Source organism: Coprococcus ammoniilyticus (assembly GCF_025567345.1).
GTDB classification, from domain to species: Bacteria; Bacillota; Clostridia; order Lachnospirales; family Lachnospiraceae; genus Coprococcus; species Coprococcus ammoniilyticus.
This window is the reverse complement of sequence record NZ_JAOQJS010000003.1, coordinates 409111-425215: the sequence shown is the minus strand read 5'-3', so window position 1 is coordinate 425215 and position 16105 is coordinate 409111. Positions and strand designations below refer to the sequence as shown.

Here is a 16105-nt window from a genome sequence, read left to right as displayed (position 1 = left end):
GTAAGTGCGGTAACGCATTCAGCTGACAGATACTAATAGGTCGAAGACTTATCCTGAGAGGTTCGAAAGATAAGCGGAAGAGATTGGAGAGAATGAAGTCGTAAGACTTTCTGTATGAAATTCTGAAGGTACATGAAACAAAAAGTATTGACATCAACCTGAATCTGTGTTAGGCTTGATGAGTACGCCGTGGTATACCAGGTGTTATTCCTCGATAGCTCAATGGTAGAGCACTCGGCTGTTAACCGAGGGGTTGTAGGTTCGAGCCCTACTCGGGGAGCTAATCTTATAAGGCCCCATGGTCAAGCGGTTAAGACATCGCCCTTTCACGGCGGTAACACGAGTTCGAATCTCGTTGGGGTCATTTAATTTAATATGCCGATGTGGCTCAATTGGCAGAGCAGCTGATTTGTAATCAGCAGGTTATCGGTTCGAGTCCGATCATCGGCTTTTTGCTGAAAAGCAAAAAATGGGTGGATTCCCGAGTGGCCAAAGGGGACAGACTGTAAATCTGCTGCGTAATGCTTCGGTGGTTCGAATCCACCTCCGCCCATTTCTTTTTTATTTATATCGCGGGGTGGAGCAGTCTGGAAGCTCGTCGGGCTCATAACCCGAAGGTCATAGGTTCAAATCCTGTCCCCGCTACTATTATGTAATATGCCCAGATAGCTCAGTTGGTAGAGCAGAGGACTGAAAATCCTCGTGTCGCTGGTTCGATTCCAGCTTTGGGCACGACTTTGAAAAGCTGAAATCATAACGATTTCAGCTTTTTCTTTTATCTGTAAAAAGACTGAGAGAAAATCAGATTCAGGTGTTGATAAATAAGGAGTGTGCAGTATGGAGTTTAATGTTGGTCAGATAATTAAGATGAAGAAGCCGCATCCATGTGGTGCAAATGAATGGGAGATCCTTCGCGTTGGTATGGATTTTCGTTTGAAATGTAAAGGGTGCGATCATCAGGTAATGGTACCGAGAAAATTAGTTGAAAAGAATTTTAAAGGTTTTATAGAATAGCAATAAAATAGAAAAAAAGTATTGAAATAATAAAAAAATTCTTGCAACATGGGAACCTTTATGATATTATTTTGTTCTGTGATGTGTTAATAATCATATATTTCCTTGCTCATATATCATATATGGGCCAGAGACCATAAGGAGGTGCAATTACATGAACAAGTATGAGTTAACTTTAGTAGTTAATGCAAAGATTGATGAGGATGCTAGAACAGCAGCAGTTGAGAAAGTAAAGGCTTACATCGAGAAAGCTAATGCAACTATCACTAATGTTGAAGACTGCGGACTTAAGAAGCTTGCTTATGAAATCCAGAAGATGGGCGAAGCTTACTATTACTTCATTCAGTTCGATGCAGAAGCTGATGTACCAGCACAGCTTGAAGCTAATGTTCGTATCATGGAGCCTGTTCTCAGATATCTTTGCGTTCGTTTAGACGCTGAGTAATAGGAGGAATTCCGTATGAATAAAGTAATTTTAATGGGTCGTTTAACAAGAGATCCAGAGATCAGATATTCTCAGGGGAATGATCAGATGGCAATTGCCAGATACACTCTCGCTGTAGATAGACGTTTTAACAGAAATGGTGATCAGACCGCAGATTTTATTAACTGTGTTGCTTTTGGCCGTTCAGCAGAATTTGCTGAAAAGTATCTGAAACAGGGTACAAAGATCGTGGCTACTGGAAGAATCCAGACAGGCAGTTATACCAATAAAGATGGAAACAAAGTATATACAACAGATGTTGTTATCGAAGACCAGGAATTTGCTGAAAGCAAAGGAAGTTCTTCATCAGATGGCGGAAGTTATCAGCCAGCTGGCAGACCTTCACCTGCAAATGCAAGTGCAGAAGGTTTTATGAGTATTCCGGAAGGTATAGAGGATGATTTACCATTCAAGTAAAGAAGGAGGTAAATACAATGGCTTATACAAAGACAGATAGAGCAGACGCTCCAATGAAGAGAAGAAATATTCGTAGAAGAAAGAAAGTATGTGTATTCTGTGCAGATAAGACTGCTGTTATCGATTATAAAGATGCAAACAAGTTAAAGAGATACATCTCTGAAAGAGGTAAGATCCTTCCTAGAAGAATTACCGGTAACTGTGCTAAGCATCAGAGAGCTTTAACTGTAGCAGTTAAGAGAGCAAGACAGATTGCAATTTTACCATACGTAGTAGATTAATCTATATTCATTGGTTACACCGTAGGGTGTGCATACAATCTGAAAAATGAAGGATGGTTGTGAAGTGATTCACAATCATCCTTTTTATGTTTATGTTAATAAGCCAAATGCAGATTCCGTGTTTATGTGAAAAACAACATTTGGCTTATTTAATGCAATATTGACGTCTTGAATCATCTGGGATAAAATTTTGATTAAGGATATTATTAAATATAGAAGGTATAGTTATATTGTTAGATGAAAAATAAATGGATAATTAGCAATATGAAAAAAGGATTAGTACAAAAAGAATGCAAGGAGACCTTTATGGCAGAGAAGATCGTACAGATAGATCATGTTACAAAAAAATATAAGGAACGTACAGTATTGGATGATGTATCATTGTCTATCTGGACAGGGGATATCATTGGGTTATTGGGCGGCAATGGAGCAGGTAAAACGACACTGATGAGGGCAATTGCAGGAAGTATTCCGGTTGATTCGGGAGAAATCAGTTTTTCAGGAGAACGAAGAACGCAGGACGTAGGAACGCTGATCGAGAATCCAAATATATATACTGATATGTCTGGAATCGAGAATCTTCGATATTTTGGCAGATTATTTGGGGTAGAGGATGAAGCAGTATATGAGAGCCTGCTGCACCAGATGGGGCTTGCAGAAGCCGGAAAGAAATTGGCTGGCAGGTATTCACTTGGAATGAAACAGAGACTTGGCATAGCGGTTGCAATGCTCGGTGATCCGAGACTTTTGATCTTAGATGAGCCGTTAAACGGTCTGGATGTACAGGGGATGCAGGATCTGGAAGAACGTCTGTGGGCAATGCATGAGGATCGGTCAATCGGAATATTGATCAGCAGTCATGTGATCGGTGAATTGGTAAAACTTTGCAATCGGTATCTGGTTATGGATCATGGCAGGATCTGTATGGAATATACAAGAGAAGAACTGTTTCAGCAGGCAGGCAGTGAGGAAGCAGTTGAGGATTATATTATTACACGATTCCAAAAAACAATGTAAATAAATAGCATAAGTGTAGAATATCAAGTAAAATTATAAAACAAATATAGCAGATCAGAATAATAAACAAGAGAAAAGACAGGACCAGAATACATTAGAGAAATCAACAGGGCTAGTAGATTAAAATAACATGCTGTACAGAAAATAACAGGTAAGACAGAAAGGCAGGAAACAAATGATGAATCAGATCATTCGTGCAGAGAATTACAGAATCAGGAAGAATAAGACATTTCGTATTGCATGCATTGTGATCATTGGAATGGTATTGGTTGGATTTGCATTGTTTTATGCTGCAACACATATGATATCTGGAGAGCTGATGGAAGCAGCGGGTGGATATGATACGGATGTGGATGCATTTACAGACATAAATCTGTTTGACTGTGCAGGAATCGCTGTTTCACTGATGCAGATTCTCTCTATTTTGTATGCAATTGTGATCACGATCATGATCGGGGCAGAGAAACGGAATGGTGTCTATTCGCTGATGTTGGAACGCGGGTATCAGACATGTCAGATTTATATGGCTAAATTGTATGCGACAACGGTGATAGCAGGCATCGGTTATCTTTTATATGTAGCTGTATCGTTGATTGCCGGGGCGATATTCTGGCATGGCACAATCGAACGCGAGGATGTGACAGGATTTATCCGAGTATTTCTTTTAATGCTTGTTATGTATGTAGTTTCTTCCTATATCTATATGGCGGTTGCGATGAATGTAAAAAATGCAGGAATGGCAGTTGCAGTGAATCTCATTATTGTACTTTTATTCTCAACAGTGATAACAGGTCTGGATCAGATTCTTGCTGATGGAGATGTGTTTCTCCGCAAGTACTGGCTCTTATCCGCAATCGAACAGTTTGCCTATATCGATCATACAGATACTACTGTGCGGGAAACTATAACAGGATTGATAGAAGCGGTCGGCTATGGCGGGCTTGCGGTGTTTATTGGCAATACTGTATTTACAAAGAAAAAAAGATAAAAACAGAAAATGAACGCTGCCGGCTATGTGAAGATATTTGACCGATAAGCCTTATGATAAAGTGTGGTTTTCGTTGACAAAATAAAGGGATGCGTTTATGATTATTAAGAACTTTAATGTGGATGGAGTCTGTCCACAGGAAAGAATGCAACAGTGGAATACTTTTATATAACCAGACGCTGCATTATATCAACATTAAGTAATGAAAAGGAGTATATTATGGGTAAGTACACGAAAGCAGATATCTTAAGGATGGTAAAAGAAGATGATGTAGAGTTTATCAGACTTCAGTTTACAGATATTTTTGGAGACCTTAAGAATGTTGCTATAACTTCAAGTCAGATTGAAAAAGCACTGGATAACAAGATTATGTTTGATGGTTCTTCTATTGAAGGATTTGCAAGAATCGAGGAATCCGATATGTATCTATATCCAGATTATGATACATATGAGACTTTCCCTTGGAGACCACAGCAGGGTAAGGTTGCTAGACTGATCTGTGATGTTTATAAGCCGGATGGCACTCCATTTGAAGGTGATCCAAGATATGTTCTGAAGAAGGCATTGAAGGAAGCTGCTGATATGGGTTACATGATGAACGTAGGACCAGAATGTGAGTTCTTCCTGTTCCAGACAGATGAGAATGGCTTACCAACAACGAATACTTACGAGCGTGCAAGCTATTTTGATCTTGGACCACTTGATTTCGGTGAGAATGCCAGAAGAGATATGGTACTGACACTGGAACAGATGGGATTTGAGATTGAAGCTTCCCACCATGAGGTTGCTCCTGCACAGCATGAGATAGATTTCAAGTATGGCGAGGCATTAAAGACTGCCGACAGCATCGAGACATTTAAGCTCGTTGTTAAGACAATTGCCAAGAAGCATGGTCTGTGTGCTACATTTATGCCAAAACCAAAGTATGGCGTATGTGGTTCCGGTATGCATATGAATATGTCTTTATCAAAGGATGGCAAAAATATATTTGCAGATGATAATGATAAGCTTGGTTTAAGTCAGGAAGCATATTACTTCATTGCAGGTATCATGGAACATATGAGAGAGATGACAGCAATCACAAACCCATTAGTAAACTCTTATAAGAGACTGGTTCCTGGTTATGAAGCACCGATTTATATTGCATGGTCAGCAAAAAACAGAAGCCCGCTGGTTCGTATCCCAAGTGCAAGAGGAGCAGGAACAAGAGTAGAGCTTCGTTGCCCGGATCCAACAGCAAATCCATATCTGGCAATGGCTGTATGTTTAAAAGCCGGATTAGACGGAATCAAGAGACAGCTTACACTTGTACCAAGTGTTGACAGCAATATCTTTGAATTAACAAGAGAAGAAAAGAAAGCAAGACACATCGAGAGCCTTCCGGCAAACTTAAGAGAAGCTGTTTTATGTATGAGAGACAGTGACTTCATGAAGGAAGCACTTGGTGAGCATATCTTTACACGTTATACATCGGCAAAGTTAGATGAGTGGAACGAATATACCAGACAGGTTACTGACTGGGAGATCAGCAATTACCTTTACAAAGTCTGAGCAGAAGCCAGTATGTTTAAGTAAAACCGAAGAAGCATCAAGGAGTAATACAGACACCCATTTTATGGGTGCCTGTGTTGCTATATTATAGAATCAATTTGTTCCATGAAAATATAAGGAACTGAAACTGGTCGGGTGAGAGGTTGTTGTTTTGGTAAATGTAATTGTACTATTTGCAAAGATAGAAGAAGCAAAAAGCATAAAAAATCTTTTGGTTCGACATGGAATCAATGTAACTCAGGTATGTACGACCGGAGCACAGGCAGCACAGGCAGCAGATGCGTGTGATGATGGTCTTATTATATGCGGATACCAGTATCCGGATATGTTATTTTCGGAGTTGGCGGCAAATATACCGGATTATTTTGATATGCTTGTGATTGCATCTCGTGTGCATTACGAGGCGTGTAGAGAAAGTGGAATTACATGCCTGCCGATGCCACTTCGTACGCAGGATTTTATCAATACTGTTTCACTGACGGTTGAAAATATTCTGTGGGAGCGTAAAAAACGCAAGACAAAACCAAAGGAACGCACAGAAGATGAAAAAAAGGTAATTAAGGCTGCAAAGCTGAAATTAATGAATGATAATGGATTTGATGAGCAGGGCGCTCATCGGTATCTGCAGAAAAAGAGCATGGATAATGGTATCAATATTGTTGAAATGGCATATATGATACTGGAACATACAGCACTGTTTTAAGGAGGCACGAATATGAAGTTTACAAAGATGGAAGGTCTTGGAAACGATTATGTGTACATAAATTGTTTTTCAGAGAAGGTAGAAAATCCTGAGAAACTGGCGATTGCCATGAGTGACCGGCATTTTGGTGTTGGAAGTGATGGAGTGATCCTGATTAAGCCATCCGATAAAGCAGATTTTACAATGGATATGTATAATGCAGACGGTTCCAGATCTGAGATGTGTGGAAATGGTATCCGTTGTGTAGGAAAGTATGTATATGATTATGGACTTACGGATAAGACTTCGATATCTGTAGAGACACTTGCCGGAATCAAATATCTGGATTTTGTGATAAAGGACGGCAAGGTTGATATGGTAACAGTTGACATGGGTGCGCCGATCCTCAAGGCAGATCAGGTGCCTGTGCGTTCAGATAAAGAGCAGGTGATCGACGAGAAGATCACAGTAGCAGGTGTGGATTATCATATGACCTGTGTATCCATGGGAAATCCACATGCAGTTATGTTCGTAGGCGATACAGAACATTTCCCGTTGGAGAAAGCTGGTCCGTTATTCGAGCATCATGAAGTATTTCCGAACCGTGTGAATGCGGAGTTTGTTCAGGTGATCGACCGTCATACCGTAAAGATGCGTGTATGGGAGAGAGGAACCGGAGAGACACTGGCATGCGGAACCGGAGCATGTGCAACTGCAGTTGCATGTGTATTAAATGGAAAGACAGATGATGAGGTAACCGTAAAATTATTAGGCGGCGATCTGATCATCCGTTTTGATAGAGAGAACAATAAGGTATACATGACAGGTCCGGCCAAGGTAGTGTTTGACGGCGAGACTGACAGATTTTAGGAGGAAATGACATGTTTAAGGCAAATGAGAATTATCTGAAGCTTCCGGGAAGCTATTTATTTTCAACAGTAGCAAAGAAACAGAGAGAGTACAGTGCGGCACATCCTGATAAGAAGATTATCCGCCTGAGCATTGGAGATGTAACACAGCCGCTTGCTCCTGCTATTATTGAGAGACTGCATTCGGCTGTAGATGAGATGGCGGTAGCAGAGACATTTAAGGGCTATGCACCGGATCTTGGATATGAATTCTTAAGAAATACCATCGTAAAGAATGACTATATTGACCATGGAGTTGATATTTCTGCTGATGAGATCTTTGTAAGTGATGGTGCAAAGAGCGATTCTGCAAATATTCAGGAGATTTTTGCACCGGAAAGCAAGATTGCTGTATGTGATCCTGTTTATCCTGTTTATGTAGATTCAAATGTAATGGCAGGCAGAACCGGAACTTATGATAAAGAGACCGGACTCTGGAGCGATGTGATCTATATGCCTTGCCTGGAGGAGAATGGATTTGCACCGGAATTCCCAAAGGAGGAGCCGGACATTATCTATCTGTGTTTCCCAAATAATCCGACAGGAGCGACCATCAGCAAAGCACAGCTTCAGGAATGGGTTGACTACGCAAATAAGATCGGAGCTGTGATCGTCTATGATGCAGCATACGAAGCATATATCAGTGAAGACGATGTACCACATTCTATCTACGAGTGCGAAGGTGCAAGAACCTGTGCGATTGAGCTTCGAAGCTTTTCGAAGAATGCAGGATTTACCGGAACCCGTCTTGGATTTACAGTTGTACCAAAGGATCTGAAGGATGCAAATGGTGTTGCACTTCATGGTTTATGGGCTAGAAGACATGGAACCAAGTTTAATGGCGCTCCATATATTGTTCAGGCAGCAGGAGAAGCTGTATATTCAGAAGAAGGTAAAGCACAGACAAAGGCACAGATTGCATATTATATGAACAATGCGAAGGTAATCTATGATGGATTAAAGGCAGCAGGCTATTCCGTATCCGGCGGTGTGAATGCACCATATATTTGGTTAAAGACACCGGATAAGATGACTTCATGGGAGTTCTTTGATTATCTGCTTGCAAATGCAAATGTCGTAGGTACACCGGGCTCAGGCTTTGGACCGAGTGGTGAAGGATATTTCAGACTGACAGCATTTGGTACATATGAGAATACAGTAGAAGCAATCGAGAGAATTAAAGCGTTATAATAGCGGGGTGCAATTAACTATATAATCGTGGAGGTAGCAAGATGAAAGATAATGGACTGCTGGTGCAGTATTTTAATGCAAATACACCGGCTGATCAGACATTATGGGCGAAAGCGGCAAAGGATGCAGCGACATTGAAAAAGCTCGGTGCAACTGCTGTATGGTTTCCACCTGCAACCAAAGGGGCAGCGGGAAAAGATGACAGGGGCTATGCGCCATATGATCTGTATGATCTGGGTGAATTTAATCAGAAGGGTTCGGTTGGAACCAGATATGGTACAAAGAAAGAATATCTGGAAGCAATCGATGCAATGAAGGCACAGGGAATCAATGTATATGCAGATATCGCAGTCAGACAGAAGTTAGGCGCAGATTCTGTGGAGAAGATTACGGCAGCAGATTTTAATGCCAAGGATATTCCGCAGATGATTGGTAATAAAAAGATAGTTGGAGCCTTGTCGAAGTTCACCTTCCCGGGCAGAAAGAGTAAGTATTCCAAGTTCAAATGGAACTGGAATCATTTTGCAGGGATTGACTGGCAGCAGGATGATTTTAAGAGACGTGTCTGCGAACTGTCTGGTATGACAGAGACGGAAGCAGAGAAGAAATACAAGCTCAGCAAATATGATTATATCATAGGCAGTGAGCTGGATCTGTACAATCAGGAAGTATATGATGAATTAATGGCATGGGCGAAGTGGTATGAGGATGTGACCGGAGTGGACGGATTCCGTTTCCAGGAAGCAGAGAAGATTCCGGGATGGTTCATCAGAGACTTTGCAGAAGCTGCGTCGAATGCCGGAGAAGAAGAAAAAGAGATCTTTACGGTAGGTGACTTCTGGCACTGGAGATGTGATTATATCAATGATTATATCGCGTCTGCGGACAATCAGCCATCTATGTTTGATGTGCCGCTGCATTTCAGTTTCCATGATGCATCCGTTGCAGAAGGAGAATATGATCTGAGCCGGTTACTGGATGGTTCCATGATGATGAGTAATCCTGCAAAGGCAGTTACATTTGTAGAGAATCATGAATCACAGCCGGGCGGTGTGCTGGAATCTGCTGTAGCAGAGTGGTTTAAACCACTGGCATATGCGATCATTTTATTAAGAGAACAGGGATATCCATGTATGTTCATGGGTGATTATGAAGGCATTCCTGCGGCTAAGATCAAGTCCAGAAAGACAATCATGAACAAGTTGTTAAAGCTTCGTAAGAAATATGCATACGGAACACAGCATGACTACTTTGATCATCCGGATGTTGTCGGCTTCACCAGAGAAGGAGATACAGAGCATGAGAATTCCGGTCTGGCAGTTATTATGTCAGATGGAACCGGCGGAACAAAGCGCATGTATGTCGGAAGACAGTTTGCAGGCTGTCATTTCGCAGATGTAATGGGAAATGCAAAGTATGATATCCGTATCGATGAAGAGGGCTGCGGCGAATTTTATGTAAACCGTCAGGGAATTGCAATCTGGATCAAAAAAGATTGCAAATTATAAGAAATTGAGTTATCATATTAATACTTTAGATTGTAAAAGTGCATGAAAGTCTGAGGATGATCCGGATTTTCACAGCATAAAAGTGGCAAAGGAGTATGAGTTATGGGAAAGACAGTACATACAGAAGCAGTCCGTGATCTGTTTGAAGCAATACTGACATTGGAGACAGAGGAGGAATGTTTTAATTTCTTTGAAGATGTTTGTACGGTAAATGAATTGCTGTCCATAGCCCAGAGATTTGCGGTTGCGAAGATGTTAAAGGAAGATAATACTTATCTGGAAGTTGCCGAGAAGACCGGTGCATCGACAGCAACAATCAGCAGAGTGAACAGATCTCTTAATTATGGTAAAGATGGTTATGAACTTGTATTCAGCAGAATGAATCTGGATAAAGAAAAGAAAGATTCAGAATAACAACATATAAAACAGGAAATCCTCCGGGAATGGATCAACTTGATCCATTCCCGGAGGATTTTTGTCTTTTGCCCTACTATGCGGGAAGAAAATCCCCTATATATTTGGTATTAGGAAGCGAAGCGGGGATTAAAGGGTATTTACAAAGCGCATGAAGGCTTCTCTGCCTTCGGTGGTATTTTTGTATACACCGGAGCATTCCAGAACTTTTGAGAATACCTTGCCGATCTCGTTCTGGATGATTCCATGGATATTTTCCGGAGTAATGTCATAATTTCCAATCCATTCATCAACCCAGTCTGCATGTTTTTCGATAGCTTCATTTGCACGGATGTCCTTGTGATTTAAGATTGCATCCTCAAGCTCTGACATTTCACCTTTTAATCTTGCAGGAAGAACAGCCAGACCCATAACCTCGATCAGACCGATATTTTCCTTCTTAATATGATGATACTGGCTGTGTGGGTGGTAGAGCCCCATCGGACATTCTTCGGTTGTGATGTTGTTACGAAGTACCAGATCCAGTTCGAACAGATCTCCATGCATTCTTGCGATCGGAGTAATCGTGTTATGTGGAGTATCGTCTGTGTAAGCGTAGATATATGCAGCTTCGTCTGTGTAATTTCTCCATGCTGTCAGGATGTGATCTGCTGCATCTGCGATACGTGCAGGATCAGAACCCTGAAGACGGATAACAGACATAGGCCATTTGACGATACCGGCTGTCAGGTCTTCGTAACCAGGTAAAGTAAAGTTTGATTCATATGGAGCCTTTGCCATTGCAAATGTATAGCCGCCACCCTGAAAATGGTCATGGCTTAAAATGGAACCGCCAACGATCGGAAGATCTGCGTTGGAGCCGGCTGTATAGTGAGGGAACAACCGGACAAAATCAAGTAGCTTTACAAACGCAGCGTGGTCAATCTTCATTGGTGTGTGATTTGCATTAAAGATAATACAGTGCTCGTTGTAGTACACATAAGGGGAGTACTGTAAGTAATATGCCTGTCCATCTAAGGTAATAGGAATGATCCTGTGGTTCTGTCTGGCAGGATGTGAGAAATGTCCGGCATAACCTTCGTTTTCACGGCAGAGCAGACAGGCTGGATAACCGGATTTCTTTGCCTTTCCTGCTTTCGCGATATCTCTTGGGTCTTTCTCCGGCTTGGACAGGTTGATCGTAATATCAATCGGACCGTATTCCGTTTCCGTAATCCATTTTTCATCCTTTGCGATACGATCTTCACGAATATAGTTTGTAGCCTTACTGAAAGCATAATAATAATTCGTTGCTTCCTTTGGGGATACGGCATATTTATCAGCAAATATTTTCCGTACAACAGATGGAGCAGGAGTGAGCATACCCATAATCTTTGTATCGAAAAGATCACGGTTTGTGATCGTGTCATCCTCCATCAGCTTGTGCTGGTATGCATAATCTAACATATCGTTTAAGATATCAACGAGCGGACGGGATGGAATCTCAGCCGGTTCGTTGTATTCCTGAACGTCGAATAACTCTAGCAGACGGTTTGTAACATATATTTCGTCTGCAGGATCTACAAGTCCTTTGTTTAAACCATAAGTAACCAATTCTTTGATATATGTTTCTATCATAGTCATAACCTCCCATAAAATTTGTTATTATATCGTGAGCATAGCTCACTCAATGCATTCCGCAAAATCAGCATCCTTGCGAGCAAATAATTTTGCGTTCATTATATCATGTGCTTCGCGCATTCAATGCATTTCGCAAAATCAGCCCCTTGCAAGCAAGTGATTTTGCATTCATTATATCATGTTGTCTGTTTTACAGTACCTGCATACCGCCGTATTTACGGATCTTCAGTACATGGCAGGAGCCTCCGCCAAATACGTGATCCATAGCCTGGCGATACGTCTCAACAGTATCGTTTTCTACAAATGCCTGAATAGTTCCGGCAAATCCACCGCCGTGAACACGGCTGACTCCGTGACTTCCAAGTGTGATATCACTGACAGCCAGAGCAACAGATACATTCTGAGCCTGAATATCTTTATTCGTATATACGTTCTGCAAATATTTGAAAGAAGAATCACCGGATGCTTTAACCGCTGCAAGGAATGCAGGCATATCACCCTTTGTCAGGGAAGCAACCTGAATTTCTACCCGTTTTACTTCTTCAAAATAGTGAAGGGCACGAAGCAGGTAACGGTCGCCGAGTTTGGTGCGGATGTCAGCCATGTGGTCGATAATATCCTGTTCGCTTAATTCGTTTAATACCGGTTTGCCAAGCATCTCCGCAACGGCACACATCTCGGCAGGAACTGCAGCATAGTCAGCAGTCAGATCTACATGAGAGCCCTTTGTATCAGTGATACAGAGACTGTAACCGCTCTTTGCCATATCAAAGTCGATCTTTTCAACAATAGGATCGGCTGGATCTGCAAAGTCGATATGTACAAGATTTCCGACGGAAGATGCCATCTGATCCATCAGGCCGCAAGGTTTTCCGAAGTATACATTTTCTGCATACTGGCCGATGATCGCGATCTCGATTGCAGATACGGAACCATTATTATAAAGTCCCGACAAGATGGTTCCGATGATTGTTTCGAATGCTGCAGAAGATGAAAGACCGGCACCAATCAGTACATCACTGGTGATATATGCTTTGAAGCCGCCGACAGCGTGTCCGTGTTCCTTTAATCCGGCAGCAACACCCTTGATCAGAGCCGTTGTTGTTTCTTTTTCACTTTCTACAAGAGAAAGGTCGGATGCGTCGATTGTAATGAGATCATATCCGTCTGAGATAACCTGGATCTTATCATCGGAAGTCTTTGCAACGATGGCAATCGCATCCAGATTGATAGATGCGGCAAGTACCTGACCGTGCTGATGATCAGTATGATTTCCGCCTACTTCACTTCTACCCGGAGCGGAGAAGATAGATACCTCTGTGTCTCCGAAATCTTTGATGAATTTCTGAAGAGCGGCGATATATCTGCCATTCTGATAAGCGAGCAGATGCTCATCGACATAGATATCGGTTAATAATTCATTGTACTGTTCTGATTCAAAGTTTTTTATTAATTCAGATGCATGTTTCATATGTTTATCCTCCTGATCATACATGATAATTGATGTGCTTACATCTGTACGGTGCGTAAATGTGTTTACTTGTATAGATGTGTCTGTTTTTCTAAGTCTGTTTGTTCTTTATAGTGACAGGATAACATATGTTTAGTAAAATGTCAACAACACTTTAGTAAAGATTTACCGAAAAAGTAATTGAAAAATAAAAAAAAATCTGTTACACTAGGTTAGTAAAAATATAGTAAATTTATCCAATAAATATGGAGTAAAGAGGTATATTATGACGACAATCAAGGATATTGCGAGACAGGCAAATGTGTCACCGGCTACAGTTTCAAGAATTTTGAACGATGATCCGACATTAAATGTTTTACCGGAGACAAAGGAAAGAGTCCTTCGGACAGCGAAAGAATTGCATTATACAAAGAAAAAGTCAGCCAGATTAAAGAAATCATTCCAGCTTGGGCTTGTGCTTTGGTTTTCAGCAGAGGATGAGATGAAAGATAGCTATTATCTGTCCGCAAGAAAGGGAATCGAGGATTTCTGTATCAGCCAGTCGATTGAACTGGTTCGGGTATTTCGGAATGACAGCAACTATCTGGACATGCTGCGTGGTTGTGATGGAATTATCTGCCTGGGTAAGTTTGCGCAGGAGGAAGTAAAATCATTTATAGAGATATGCAGTAATATTGTATTTCTGGATATGAGGGTGGAGCATTATAATATTACTTCTCTAACGATGGACTTTAAACAGGCAGTAAGGGATGCGCTTGATTATCTGTACCATCTGGGACATCGCAAGATTGGATTTATGGGTGGTAAAGAGTATGTGGGAAATCATGAGCTTCTGGTTGATCCAAGACTGGAAGAATACATTGCATATATGAAAGAAAAGAATCTTCCATACGAGAAATATCTGTATGAGGGAAGCTTCAATACATTCTCCGGTTATGAGATGGGTAAGGTGATCGCAACTTCTGAAGAACATCCGACAGCAATCTTTGCAGCCAGTGACGCTCTTGCAGTAGGAGCATTAAAGGCATTCAAGGAAGCGGACATGGAAGTGCCGGAGGATATATCACTTGTTGGCTTTAATAATACAGAGCTTAGTGAATATACAGTTCCTGCACTTACAACGGTAAATGCTCCGGCATATGATATGGGACAGCATGGTGCTAATCTGATCTATGCGGCATCAAACCTTAGTATCCGTACCCCGTTAAAGGCGGAGATTCCATGTAATCTGGTCGTCAGGGAATCCTGTATGGAATACACAGAAAAATAAAATTATTCGTTGTAAAGTAAGTGCAACACATGAATTGTGTGTTGTACTTACTTTTTTTTATGCATTGTTTTCCCCCTCTCAACGCATGAGTTCCCATCCTTTTTCTTGGAGCGTGTCAAAGGTCGATGCGCTCCGCTATAAAAAGGATTAGTAAAATAATAGGGGGTAGAGAAAGGTGGGTTTTTATGGAATTTGTAATGAACAAAGGAATAACAGTAACTATCGATGATGATGAGATTGTGAGCTGGAATCATGACCAGAAGAAAAAAGCATATTTTATAAGGGTTAAAGATGGATCTATATGGTGCTATATGTTAGCTACGAGAGAATTTTTTTCTTTGGATAAATATAATTAAAGTTTGTAGGGTGGCGCATCCGCGCTGAATATAAAAGAAAGATAAGAGGTAGAAGTTATGAAAATGAAAAATGTAGAATCAATGTTTGCTGGAAGATGACAGACAAGCTAGATGTGATCTCGTGGGATTCCTATCCGAGATTTCATAATGATTATGAGAGCTTAACAGATACATTTACAAGAAGTGCATTTGACCATGCAGTGATGCGCTCAATGAAAAAGGATCGTCCGTTTATGCTGATGGAGAGTGCTCCGGGACTTGTGAACTGGCATGACTATAACACACTCTGTTATCTGGGCGGTTTCCCGGGAAGTGGTTTAAATGAATTGTTTGGTGTAACGATAGAGGAACTGGATACATATTATCCAAATGGTAAGAATTATGTGACGTTTTCAAATAAAAAACAGGAAACTGTAAAAGATTATGCAGAACAAATCCGGGTGCAAGATGCAGAGATTCTTGGAACTTATGTGGAGGATTTCCATGCAGGGGAAGCGGCAACAACCAGAAAACAGACCGGAGTCGGATGGGCATATTATACGGATTGCAGACTGGATCAGGTATCAATGACAGAACTGATCAAAGAGTTGATTACAAATGCCGGAATCCGGATAAAGGAACTGCCTGAGAACGTGGAATATCATGAGCGTTATACGGATACATACCGTTATGCCTTTTATATCAATGAGGGCGATGTGGTGGCAGAACTTCTGAATGTGAATGGGACAGAACTTCTGAGTGGACAGGTTGTAAACGGAAAAATCTCTGTTGATGCAAAAAATGTGATGATTATAAAAGGGAAAATATAAATTAAAAGATCATCAGTACTGCTCCGTAAAAGATGTCTAATAAATGCAGGACTGCAGAAAAAACTGTAAAAGCAGGCTGCGGAAGTATGGAGTTGATTTTTGAAAGATATATAGGCAGAAGCTG

17 protein-coding genes and 6 tRNA genes are annotated in these 16105 nt (G+C 41.1%); 21 read left to right on the top strand and 2 right to left on the bottom strand.

Features of this window, described 5'->3' with window-relative positions:
• Positions 1-208 precede the first annotated feature (208 nt).
• From OCV60_RS06485 to OCV60_RS06400, 18 genes are all read left to right on the top strand, one after another.
• A tRNA-Asn gene (locus OCV60_RS06485) sits at positions 209-280 on the top strand.
• A gap of 12 nt (positions 281-292) precedes the next feature.
• A tRNA-Glu gene (locus OCV60_RS06480) sits at positions 293-364 on the top strand.
• A 13-nt stretch (positions 365-377) separates the two neighbouring features.
• A tRNA-Thr gene (locus OCV60_RS06475) sits at positions 378-450 on the top strand.
• A gap of 21 nt (positions 451-471) precedes the next feature.
• Positions 472-553: transfer RNA gene (locus OCV60_RS06470), tRNA-Tyr, on the top strand.
• Positions 554-571: 18 nt separating this feature from the next.
• Positions 572-645, top strand: a tRNA-Met gene (locus tag OCV60_RS06465).
• Between the two features lie 14 nt (positions 646-659).
• Positions 660-732 (top strand) — tRNA-Phe (locus tag OCV60_RS06460).
• A 105-nt stretch (positions 733-837) separates the two neighbouring features.
• Positions 838-1014, top strand: coding sequence for a DUF951 domain-containing protein (locus OCV60_RS06455; protein ID WP_117785189.1), 177 nt, complete (start codon positions 838-840; stop codon positions 1012-1014).
• 154 nt (positions 1015-1168) lie between these two features.
• The gene (gene rpsF, locus OCV60_RS06450) at positions 1169-1459 is read left to right on the top strand and encodes a 30S ribosomal protein S6 (protein ID WP_008401218.1); all 291 of its coding nucleotides are present in this window, start codon (positions 1169-1171) and stop codon (positions 1457-1459) included.
• Positions 1460-1474: 15 nt separating this feature from the next.
• Positions 1475-1915 (top strand): single-stranded DNA-binding protein, encoded by a 441-nt coding sequence (locus OCV60_RS06445; RefSeq protein WP_008401219.1) that lies wholly within the window; start codon positions 1475-1477, stop codon positions 1913-1915.
• A gap of 17 nt (positions 1916-1932) precedes the next feature.
• Positions 1933-2196 (top strand): 30S ribosomal protein S18, encoded by a 264-nt coding sequence (gene rpsR, locus OCV60_RS06440; RefSeq protein ID WP_008401221.1) that lies wholly within the window; start codon positions 1933-1935, stop codon positions 2194-2196.
• Positions 2197-2502: 306 nt separating this feature from the next.
• On the top strand, positions 2503-3213 hold the full coding sequence (locus OCV60_RS06435; protein ID WP_181985723.1) for an ABC transporter ATP-binding protein: 711 nt from the start codon (positions 2503-2505) through the stop codon (positions 3211-3213).
• A gap of 175 nt (positions 3214-3388) precedes the next feature.
• Complete coding sequence (locus OCV60_RS06430; protein ID WP_117785187.1) at positions 3389-4201, top strand: ABC transporter permease; 813 nt, start codon at positions 3389-3391, stop codon at positions 4199-4201.
• Positions 4202-4420: 219 nt separating this feature from the next.
• The gene (gene glnA / locus OCV60_RS06425; protein WP_117785186.1) at positions 4421-5752 is read left to right on the top strand and encodes a type I glutamate--ammonia ligase; all 1332 of its coding nucleotides are present in this window, start codon (positions 4421-4423) and stop codon (positions 5750-5752) included.
• Between the two features lie 151 nt (positions 5753-5903).
• Positions 5904-6455 carry an ANTAR domain-containing response regulator gene (locus OCV60_RS06420; RefSeq protein ID WP_021943521.1) on the top strand — a complete coding sequence of 184 codons (552 nt, stop codon included), beginning with the start codon at positions 5904-5906 and terminating at the stop codon, positions 6453-6455.
• A gap of 12 nt (positions 6456-6467) precedes the next feature.
• Entirely contained in the window at positions 6468-7304 is an 837-nt protein-coding gene (gene dapF, locus OCV60_RS06415; RefSeq protein WP_117785185.1) for a diaminopimelate epimerase, read from the top strand.
• 11 nt (positions 7305-7315) lie between these two features.
• Positions 7316-8533, top strand: a complete 1218-nt coding sequence (locus OCV60_RS06410; protein ID WP_021943519.1) for an LL-diaminopimelate aminotransferase — start codon at positions 7316-7318, stop codon at positions 8531-8533.
• A 41-nt stretch (positions 8534-8574) separates the two neighbouring features.
• Positions 8575-10041, top strand: a complete 1467-nt coding sequence (locus OCV60_RS06405) for an alpha-amylase (RefSeq protein WP_262529827.1) — start codon at positions 8575-8577, stop codon at positions 10039-10041.
• A gap of 102 nt (positions 10042-10143) precedes the next feature.
• On the top strand, positions 10144-10455 hold the full coding sequence (locus OCV60_RS06400) for a YerC/YecD family TrpR-related protein (protein ID WP_008401229.1): 312 nt from the start codon (positions 10144-10146) through the stop codon (positions 10453-10455).
• A 129-nt stretch (positions 10456-10584) separates the two neighbouring features.
• Here the strand turns inward: OCV60_RS06400 and galT are convergent, their stop codons facing one another.
• Positions 10585-12072, bottom strand: coding sequence for a UDP-glucose--hexose-1-phosphate uridylyltransferase (galT, locus tag OCV60_RS06395; protein ID WP_262529823.1), 1488 nt, complete (start codon positions 12070-12072; stop codon positions 10585-10587).
• A 193-nt stretch (positions 12073-12265) separates the two neighbouring features.
• The gene (locus tag OCV60_RS06390; protein ID WP_262529821.1) at positions 12266-13546 is read right to left on the bottom strand and encodes a galactokinase; all 1281 of its coding nucleotides are present in this window, start codon (positions 13544-13546) and stop codon (positions 12266-12268) included.
• A 265-nt stretch (positions 13547-13811) separates the two neighbouring features.
• Between OCV60_RS06390 and OCV60_RS06385 the strand changes: the two genes are divergently transcribed.
• The 3 genes from OCV60_RS06385 to OCV60_RS06375 all read left to right on the top strand — a co-directional run bounded on the left by OCV60_RS06385 (position 13812) and on the right by OCV60_RS06375 (position 15981).
• On the top strand, positions 13812-14816 hold the full coding sequence (locus tag OCV60_RS06385) for a LacI family DNA-binding transcriptional regulator (protein ID WP_262529818.1): 1005 nt from the start codon (positions 13812-13814) through the stop codon (positions 14814-14816).
• Between the two features lie 185 nt (positions 14817-15001).
• Positions 15002-15172 carry a hypothetical protein gene (locus OCV60_RS06380; RefSeq protein WP_262529815.1) on the top strand — a complete coding sequence of 57 codons (171 nt, stop codon included), beginning with the start codon at positions 15002-15004 and terminating at the stop codon, positions 15170-15172.
• A 95-nt stretch (positions 15173-15267) separates the two neighbouring features.
• Positions 15268-15981, top strand: a complete 714-nt coding sequence (locus tag OCV60_RS06375; protein WP_262529813.1) for a beta-galactosidase — start codon at positions 15268-15270, stop codon at positions 15979-15981.
• The last annotated feature ends 124 nt before the right edge of the window (positions 15982-16105 follow it).

Bases quoted from the DNA above. Each gene is read 5' to 3' on its own strand.
- OCV60_RS06455 (WP_117785189.1), top strand. From the start codon at position 838: ATGGAGTTTAATGTTGGTCAGATAATTAAGATGAAGAAGCCGCATCCA.
- rpsF (WP_008401218.1), top strand. From the start codon at position 1,169: ATGAACAAGTATGAGTTAACTTTAGTAGTTAATGCAAAGATTGATGAG.
- OCV60_RS06445 (WP_008401219.1), top strand. From the start codon at position 1,475: ATGAATAAAGTAATTTTAATGGGTCGTTTAACAAGAGATCCAGAGATC.
- rpsR (WP_008401221.1), top strand. From the start codon at position 1,933: ATGGCTTATACAAAGACAGATAGAGCAGACGCTCCAATGAAGAGAAGA.
- OCV60_RS06435 (WP_181985723.1), top strand. From the start codon at position 2,503: ATGGCAGAGAAGATCGTACAGATAGATCATGTTACAAAAAAATATAAG.
- OCV60_RS06430 (WP_117785187.1), top strand. From the start codon at position 3,389: ATGATGAATCAGATCATTCGTGCAGAGAATTACAGAATCAGGAAGAAT.
- glnA (WP_117785186.1), top strand. From the start codon at position 4,421: ATGGGTAAGTACACGAAAGCAGATATCTTAAGGATGGTAAAAGAAGAT.
- dapF (WP_117785185.1), top strand. From the start codon at position 6,468: ATGAAGTTTACAAAGATGGAAGGTCTTGGAAACGATTATGTGTACATA.
- OCV60_RS06410 (WP_021943519.1), top strand. From the start codon at position 7,316: ATGTTTAAGGCAAATGAGAATTATCTGAAGCTTCCGGGAAGCTATTTA.
- OCV60_RS06405 (WP_262529827.1), top strand. From the start codon at position 8,575: ATGAAAGATAATGGACTGCTGGTGCAGTATTTTAATGCAAATACACCG.
- OCV60_RS06400 (WP_008401229.1), top strand. From the start codon at position 10,144: ATGGGAAAGACAGTACATACAGAAGCAGTCCGTGATCTGTTTGAAGCA.
- galT (WP_262529823.1), bottom strand. From the start codon at position 12,072: ATGATAGAAACATATATCAAAGAATTGGTTACTTATGGTTTAAACAAA.
- OCV60_RS06390 (WP_262529821.1), bottom strand. From the start codon at position 13,546: ATGAAACATGCATCTGAATTAATAAAAAACTTTGAATCAGAACAGTAC.
- OCV60_RS06385 (WP_262529818.1), top strand. From the start codon at position 13,812: ATGACGACAATCAAGGATATTGCGAGACAGGCAAATGTGTCACCGGCT.
- OCV60_RS06380 (WP_262529815.1), top strand. From the start codon at position 15,002: ATGGAATTTGTAATGAACAAAGGAATAACAGTAACTATCGATGATGAT.
- OCV60_RS06375 (WP_262529813.1), top strand. From the start codon at position 15,268: ATGACAGACAAGCTAGATGTGATCTCGTGGGATTCCTATCCGAGATTT.